The sequence below is a fragment of the Nocardiopsis sp. NPDC055879 genome, assembly GCF_053615935.1.
Map to the genome: position 1 here is coordinate 51,476 of NZ_JBSHCT010000009.1, position 7,152 is coordinate 58,627.

General features: G+C 67.1%; 7 protein-coding genes. 3 read left to right on the plus strand and 4 right to left on the minus strand.

The annotated features are described in order from the left end of the window. Positions 1 to 314: 314 nt before the first annotated feature. Genes qcrB through ctaE form a run of 4 tightly spaced genes read right to left on the minus strand, consistent with a single transcriptional unit; the run spans position 315 to position 4,682 of the window. A complete protein-coding gene (qcrB, locus tag ACWGKS_RS12350; protein WP_358515408.1) occupies positions 315 to 1,967 on the minus strand; it encodes a cytochrome bc1 complex cytochrome b subunit in 1,653 nt (550 codons plus the stop codon). 3 nt (positions 1,968 to 1,970) lie between these two features. After that, positions 1,971 to 3,098 (minus strand): cytochrome bc1 complex Rieske iron-sulfur subunit, encoded by a 1,128-nt coding sequence (gene qcrA, locus ACWGKS_RS12355; protein ID WP_358515411.1) that lies wholly within the window; start codon positions 3,096 to 3,098, stop codon positions 1,971 to 1,973. Next, positions 3,091 to 4,038, minus strand: coding sequence for a cytochrome bc1 complex diheme cytochrome c subunit (gene qcrC, locus ACWGKS_RS12360; RefSeq protein WP_452455666.1), 948 nt, complete (start codon positions 4,036 to 4,038; stop codon positions 3,091 to 3,093). Before qcrC ends, qcrA begins: the two co-directional genes overlap by 8 nt. Positions 4,039 to 4,055: 17 nt before the next feature. Next, entirely contained in the window at positions 4,056 to 4,682 is a 627-nt protein-coding gene (gene ctaE, locus ACWGKS_RS12365; RefSeq protein ID WP_190318526.1) for an aa3-type cytochrome oxidase subunit III, read from the minus strand. A gap of 492 nt (positions 4,683 to 5,174) precedes the next feature. Here ctaE and ACWGKS_RS12370 point away from each other — a divergent pair, with 492 nt between their 5' ends. The 3 genes from ACWGKS_RS12370 (at position 5,175) to trpD (ending at position 6,971) form a co-directional block, all read left to right on the plus strand. Next, positions 5,175 to 5,606, plus strand: a complete 432-nt coding sequence (locus tag ACWGKS_RS12370; protein ID WP_358515415.1) for a hypothetical protein — start codon at positions 5,175 to 5,177, stop codon at positions 5,604 to 5,606. Further along, positions 5,603 to 5,776, plus strand: coding sequence for a hypothetical protein (locus ACWGKS_RS12375; protein ID WP_358515418.1), 174 nt, complete (start codon positions 5,603 to 5,605; stop codon positions 5,774 to 5,776). Before ACWGKS_RS12370 ends, ACWGKS_RS12375 begins: the two co-directional genes overlap by 4 nt. 73 nt (positions 5,777 to 5,849) lie before the next feature. Continuing rightward, entirely contained in the window at positions 5,850 to 6,971 is a 1,122-nt protein-coding gene (gene trpD, locus ACWGKS_RS12380) for an anthranilate phosphoribosyltransferase (RefSeq protein ID WP_358515421.1), read from the plus strand. Positions 6,972 to 7,152 lie beyond the last annotated feature (181 nt).

Here is a 7,152-nt window from a genome sequence, read left to right on the forward strand (position 1 = left end):
GCTCCCTACCGTTGGACAAAGTACTTCTCAACATTTCCGGGGGGGCGGGGCGGGGGGGGGGTCGGGGGTGGGGGGGGGGGGGGGGCCCCCGGGGGGGGGGCCCCCCCCCCCTCTCTTCGTACCCGGGGCGGCCAGAAGGCGCCGTAAGACCCCTGGGAGTGGTCCGGGCGTGAACCTCGGGCCCGGATCAACCCAGACGGAGTCCGAGGTCGCAGCGTGCGATACAGCGCCTCGAAGTCGGGTGGGAACGCGAAGGACCCGGCCGCGCTCGGCGGCCGGGTCCTTCGACTGTTCGGGGCGTACCCCGATGGACTCTAGTGGTCCTTGTCCTCGTTCTCGGCTCCATGGTGCAGGTGGTGCCCGGTGTGGGCCTCCACCCCCTCGAAGGAGATGTTGTCCTTCGTGTACCAGTGGGCCAGGGCGCGACGGAACCGGCCCATGCCCTTGCGGGCGTTGGGGTTCTCCACACCCTTGTCGTCGGTCTCGGGCTCCTCCAGTGCGGTGGAGGAGATGACCGGCTTGCTCTCCAGCACGTGGGTGGTCTCCGCCGAGCTCTCCTTGTGGACCTCGATGAACTCACCGCTGGGGAGCTGCTGGATGATGCCGCTCTCGTAGCCGTGCTCCAGGGTCTCCCGGTCACGACGCTGCAGGCCCAGGCAGATCCGCTTGGCGATGATGTAGCCCAGGACCGGACCCACGAAGATCAGCACACGGAAGATGTACGTGGTCAGGTACAGGTCGATCGAGAACGTCTCCGACAGGATGTCGTTCGAACCGGCGAGCCAGAGCACGCCGTAGAAGACGATGCCGCCGACGCCCAGAGCCGTACGGGTCGGGGCGTTGCGCGGACGGTCGGCGACGTTGTGGGCACGCTTGTCACCGGTGATCCACTGCTCGATGAACGGCCACGCCGCGAGCGCGCCGAACAGCAGACCCATGACGCCCAGGCCCGGGATCAGCACCGCCGTGATGATGGGGTATCCCTGGCCGATCGGGATCGTGAAGTCGAGCGTGTTCGGGAAGATGCGCAGCGAACCCTCCATGAAGCCCATGTACCAGTCCGGCTGGAGACCGGAGGTGATGGACGTCGGGCTGAAGGGGCCGAACAGGTGGATCGGGTTGATCTGGACGAACGCGCTCAGACCGGCGATCACGGCGAAGGTGAAGAAGAAGAATCCACCCGCCTTGACCGCGAAGGCCGGGAACATGGGTGTTCCGACCACGGTCTTGTCCGTTCGCCCTTGCCCTGGATACTGCGTGTGCTTCTGGTGCCACAGGATCATGAAGTGCGCCACGATGAGCGCCAGCAGGATCGCCGGGAGCAGCAGCACGTGCAGCATGTACAGGCGCGTGATGATGTCCTCGCCGGGGAACTCCCCGCCGAACAGGAACATCGAGATGTAGGAGCCCACCAACGGGATCGCCAGCATCACGCCCTGGAGGATGCGGACACCCATGCCCGAGGGCAGGTCGTCCGGCAGCGAGTAGCCGAAGAGGCCCTCGACCATGGCCAGGGAGAAGATGGCGACACCGATGAGCCAGTTGATCTCACGCGGCTTGCGGAACGCGCCGGTGAAGAACACACGGAGCATGTGCACCACCAGCGAGGCCACGAAGATCAGGGCGGCCCAGTGGTGGATCTGTCGAACGAGGAACCCGCCCCGGACATCGAAGTCGATGTGCAGGGTCGAGGCGAACGCCTCACTCATGGGAACGCCCTGGAGGCGCTCGTAGGAGCCGTCGTAGACGACCTCCAGCATGCTCGGCTTGAACCAGAGCGTGAGGAACACGCCGGTGACGAGCAGGATGATGAACGAGTACAGCGCGATCTCACCCAGCATGAACGACCAGTGGTTCGGGAAGACCTTGCGCAGGTTCTTCTCGCCGGTCTTGGCCAGGTGGAAGCGGTCGTCGATGAAGTTGCCGACGCCGCGCAGCGCCTTGGGTGCTTGCGTGGTCTTACTCATCGACTAGTCCTTGTATTCCCAGAACGTCGGCCCGGTCGGCTCGTTGAAGTCACCTCGGGCGACGAGGTAACCCTCGTCGTCGACGCCGATGGGCAGCTGCGGCAGCGGCCGGTGGGCCGGTCCGAAGACGACCTTGGCGGCGTCGGTGGCGTCGAACGTGGACTGGTGGCACGGGCACAGGATCCTGTGCGTGGTGCGCTCGTAGAGCGCCGCGGGGCAACCGACGTGGGTGCAGATCTTCGAGTAGGCCACGATGCCCTGGTGGGTCCAGTTCATGTGGGTCTCGTCGCTGCCCTCACGGACGGGAGTGTCCATGCCGGGCTTCCAGTCGTCCTCCGGCACCTTGATGAGCAAGATGACGGACTTGGCCTGGTCGGTGAGGCTCATCCCGTGCGGATACCCCTCGTCGTCCAAGGCCGGGAGCGCGGAGATCATCCCGTACGGGTCGTTCTCCAGGTCCTCGGCCTTGAGGTGACGGTGGGTGCCCTCGACGTACATGCGCATGCCGTCGACCCAGCGGGTCTCCTTCATCTGGTCGCCGGGGAGGGGCCCGGTGTCGCGCAGCAGCACGATCGGGGCCAGACCCAGCGGCAGCATGGCCAGGATGAGCGTACGGCGCATCAGCGGACGCTTGGTGAAGCCGCTCTCGTCGGCGCTCTTCATGAAGAACTCGCTGAAGGAGCTCTTCTCCTCCTCGCTGGAGGGAAGCTCGTCGTAGGGAGAGGCCACCTCGTAGTGGGGCATCACGTTGCGCGCCCACACCGTCATACCGGCGCCGATGGCGAACATCGCCAGGGTGAGCGTGCCACCCAGCAGCATGTTCGAGTACTGGCCGATCTGCGGGTCCGCGATCGCCGGCTCCCCCGCCGCGTTCGGCGGGAAGAGGAAGTAGGAGACCAAGAACCCGATACCGCCGAGGAAGGCGATGAGGAACCACACCGAGGCCAGCTTCTCGCCTCGACGCTGCTGCTCCTCCGGGCGCTTGTGGGTCTCCGAGGCCAGGTACGGCCCGTTGTGCTCACTCTCGGAGTGAGCCGAGGTCTCGGTCACCACGTCGTCGGTGTCCGCCGGGGTGCCGACGACACGTTCGTCGGCACCGGCCTCGTTGTTGTCGTTGTTGTTCTCAGTCATGGGCACGCTGCTTCGCCGTGATCCAGATCGCGCAGGCGATGATCAGGGACAGACCGATGGTCCATCCGATGAATCCCTCCGCGACCTGGCCGACACGCTCCAGGTCGAAGATGCCACCGGCGTTCGGTTCCGCCTGCAGCGTCTTCACGTAGGAGATGAGCTCCTGCTTCTCCTCGGGGGTGATGACGCCGTCGCTGAACATCGGCATGGCGCCGGGTCCGCTGACCATGGCCTCGTAGATCTCACGCGGAGTCGAGTCATGGATCTCGGGAGCCCAACGACCGTCGGTCAGGGCACCGCCGCCACCGGACCAGCTGTGGCAGTGCGCGCAGTTGGTCAGGTAGAGCTTCATGCCCATGTCGACGTCGTCGGCGCCCTCGATGTAGGCGTCGTAATCGGTCTCGTACTCCTCAAGAGCGATCTCGTAGGACTCCTCGTCCTCGAAGTTCTCGCGCTCGGGAGCGGCGGCCGGGACGTCATAGGGGATGTCGGCCCCCATGTCGTCGGTCCTGATCGACTCGTTGTAGTAGGCGATCAGGTCGGCCAGGTCCTGCTCGGACATGACCATGTCCTTGCGGGGCATCTGGGAATCGGGGTCCATCGACGGCATACGGCCGGTGCTGACCTGGAAGTCGACGGCGGCCGGCCCCACCTCACGGAGGTCGGGGCCGTTGGTCATCTCCCGGTTACCGTCCTCGTCCGTGTAGGTGCCACTCCCGTCGTAGTTGTGGCAGCTCGCACACGTCTGGTCGAAGATGGCCTTGCCGTTGGCCACGTCCACGTCCTCGGGGGACGGGGCCTCGGCCGAGAGCGTCTGCGCACGCGCCTCGTCCGAGGTGGGGGCCAGAGCGGCGAATCCCACCCCGAACAGGGCTAGCGCGAGGATGACGACGGCATACCCCGCCAGGGGATGCCGCCGCCGCGCGGTAATCCATTTCACGGTTTCCCCGTTTCGGGTCACTGGATGAAGTAGATGGTGAAGAACAAAGCGACCCAGACGACGTCGACGAAGTGCCAGTAGTAGGACACGACGATCGCGCTGGTCGCCTGTTGGTGAGTGAAGCGCTTCGCGGCGTACGTGCGTCCCAACATGATGAGGAACGCGATCAGACCACCGATGACGTGGAGTCCGTGGAAGCCCGTGGTCAGGTAGAACATCGACCCGTAGGCGCTCGACTGGAGAGTCAGCCCCTCGTGGACGATGAGCTCGTAGTACTCATAAGCCTGTCCAAGGATGAAGAACAGGCCCATGAAGAACGTGATGAAGAACCACATGCGCAGCTTCTTGACGTCGCCGCGCTCTGCGGCCCAAACGCCGAATTGCGCGGTGAAGCTGGAAGCCACCAGGACAATGGTGATCGTCGAGGCCCACGGCACGTTGAGGTGGACGTCCGCCCACTCGCCGAGCTCGGGGTTCCCGTTGGTCACCGATCGGATGGTGAAGTACATCGCGAACAGCGCGGCGAAGAACATGAGTTCGTTGGCCAGCCACACGATGGTGCCAACACTCACCAGGTCAGGACGCTTTGCCGCACCATGCGCTGATGCGGTTGCTGTTTTTGGGTTCGCGGTTGCTGTCGCCACGGGAGCATTATTACGGCATCCCGCGAAGACCCGTACTCGACCCCCCGTAAGGCGACGGATCAGGCCCGGGATCGGCCATCCTCTGCGGCTCGGGTGACGGTGTGGTCGTGACTCGGGCGTTACTGTAGCGGCCCCGCTCGTGATCCGGGGCACGCCACGCGCTTACACGCGAGAAGTGGCGCGAACCTGCGCGGCTGAGGCGTTCCGAGACGTTCAGTACCCCCTCGAAAGCCCCCCGAACCCTTCAAAAACAACGGCCCGGCATCGAAAGAATCACCTTTGGACAACGTCACCTCGGGAGGCCCTGAACGAAGGGCCCCGAGATCCTGGCATCCTGTGGTGTCCAAGGTCTCAACGCCTCAACGTCCACCCACCCTCATCCGGGGCGCGGGAGCATGAGGCAATAGAGTCGGAGTGGAAACAGTCAACGAACGCCACGGTCGCACCCCCCATGGCCGCGACCGAGGGCTGACGCGATGGGACGGTTGCGCGATGAGCGGTACGGACACGGGCGCCAGGATGCGCGTGCTGGTCTACAGCGACAAGGCCGACACCCGTGAGCAGGTCCGGACGGCCATCGGCCGCCGGCCCGCCACCGATGTCCCCAAGGTCGAGTTCGTCGAGTGCGCCACCGCGCCCGGCGCCCTGCGCAAGCTGGAGTCCAAGGACCCCGCCGAGCGCATCGACGTGGCCATCTTCGACGGTGAGGCCGCGCCCACCGGCGGGATGGGCCTGTGCCGCCAGGTCAAGGACGAGATCTTCCAGGGCCCGCCGATCCTGCTCCTGGTGGGCAGGCGGGACGACCGTTGGCTCGCGACCTGGTCGCAGGCCGACCAGGTGGTGAGCCACCCCATCGACCCGGTCGCGCTCGCCCAGGCACTGGCCGAGCTCATGCGCCGGCGTGCGGTCGCGCTCACGGGGTGACGACGACCGTGGGGCGTGACGCGCACGGCCGGCTGACGGCCGTAAAGGACAACGGCGAGAGAGACCTGCGCCGTCGGTTGGTGATGGGCGGAGCCCTCAACCACGGCGCCGACATCGGGCGATGGCGCGGCCGCGCCTACAACGCCCTCTCCTTCGCCCGGGGACGCTGAACGGGGCGGGCGCACTCGTGTGCCCGCCGCCGGCGCCCCTTTTCCTTTCCACGCCCTTCCGCCAGGAGTCCACATGAACGTCCCCGTTCCCTCGGCCGCGCCGGCCGAGAACAACGCGCTCGATACCAACGCCCAGGAGACCTCCGCCGTCCAGGAGCGGACCTGGTCCAACCTGATCACCGCCCTGCTGGGCGGGGTCTCCCTCAGCGCGGCCGACACCGAGTGGGCGATGAACGAGATCATGTCGGGTTCGGCCACCGACGCCCAGGTCGCGGGGTTCGCGATCGCCCTGCGCGCCAAGGGCGAGGGGGTGTCCGAGGTGACCGGTCTCGCCCAGGGCATGCTCGAACACGCGGTGCGTATCGAGGTGCCCGGGCCCACGCTCGACATCGTCGGGACCGGCGGCGACCGCGCGCACACCGTGAACGTGTCCACCATGGCGGCGATCGTGAGCTCGGCCGCGGGTGCCCGGGTGGTCAAGCACGGCAACCGCGCGGCGTCGTCCTCGTGCGGGACGGCCGACGTGCTGGAGCGTCTCGGTGTGGTCCTGGACCTGCCGCCGGAGCTGACCGTGCGGCTGGCCGAGGAGGCCGGCATCTCCTTCTGCTTCGCTCCGCTGTTCCACCCGTCGTTGCGGTACGCGGCCAAGCCGCGCCGTGAGCTGGCGGTGCCGACCGTGTTCAACTTCCTGGGTCCGCTGACCAACCCGGCGCAGCCCACCACCTCCGCCATCGGCGTGTTCGACGAGCGCATGTGCGAGGTGATCGCGGGGGTGTTCGCCCGCCGTGGTTCGTCGGCGCTGGTGTTCCGCGGCGACGACGGTCTGGACGAGCTGACCACGGCCACCACCTCCACCGTGTGGGTCGTCCGCGACGGTGAGGCGCGTCAGGAGCGGCTGGACCCGACGGACCTGGGCATCGCGCGTTCGGCGCCCGACGCCCTGCGCGGCGGCGACGTGGACTTCAACGCCCAGGCGGTGCGCGACATGGTGGCGGGTCGGCCCGGCCCGGTGCGCGACGCGGTGCTGCTCAACGCCGGGGCCGCGCTGGCGGCGGTCGACGGTATCGAGGGCGACCTGACCGAGGCGGTTCGCGCCGGCTACGATCGGGCCGCGGCCGCGGTGGACGAGGGCGCGGCGCGGCGACTGCTGGAGACCTGGGTGAGCGCCAGTCAGGAGCTCGCCAAGGGCGTCTGAGGCGCCTGGGCCGCCTGTGGGGGCCTTCGAGGACGAGGAGGGGCGCGGGGGGTTGCCATACACCCCCCCCCCCGGGTTTTTGCCAGGCCGGCCCGGGGTACCAACCCCAACCGAAAGGCCGAAACACGTCCTGGTTGGTGTTTGGGTGGACTGAGGTTTTGGTGTGCGAGGGGGGGAAACC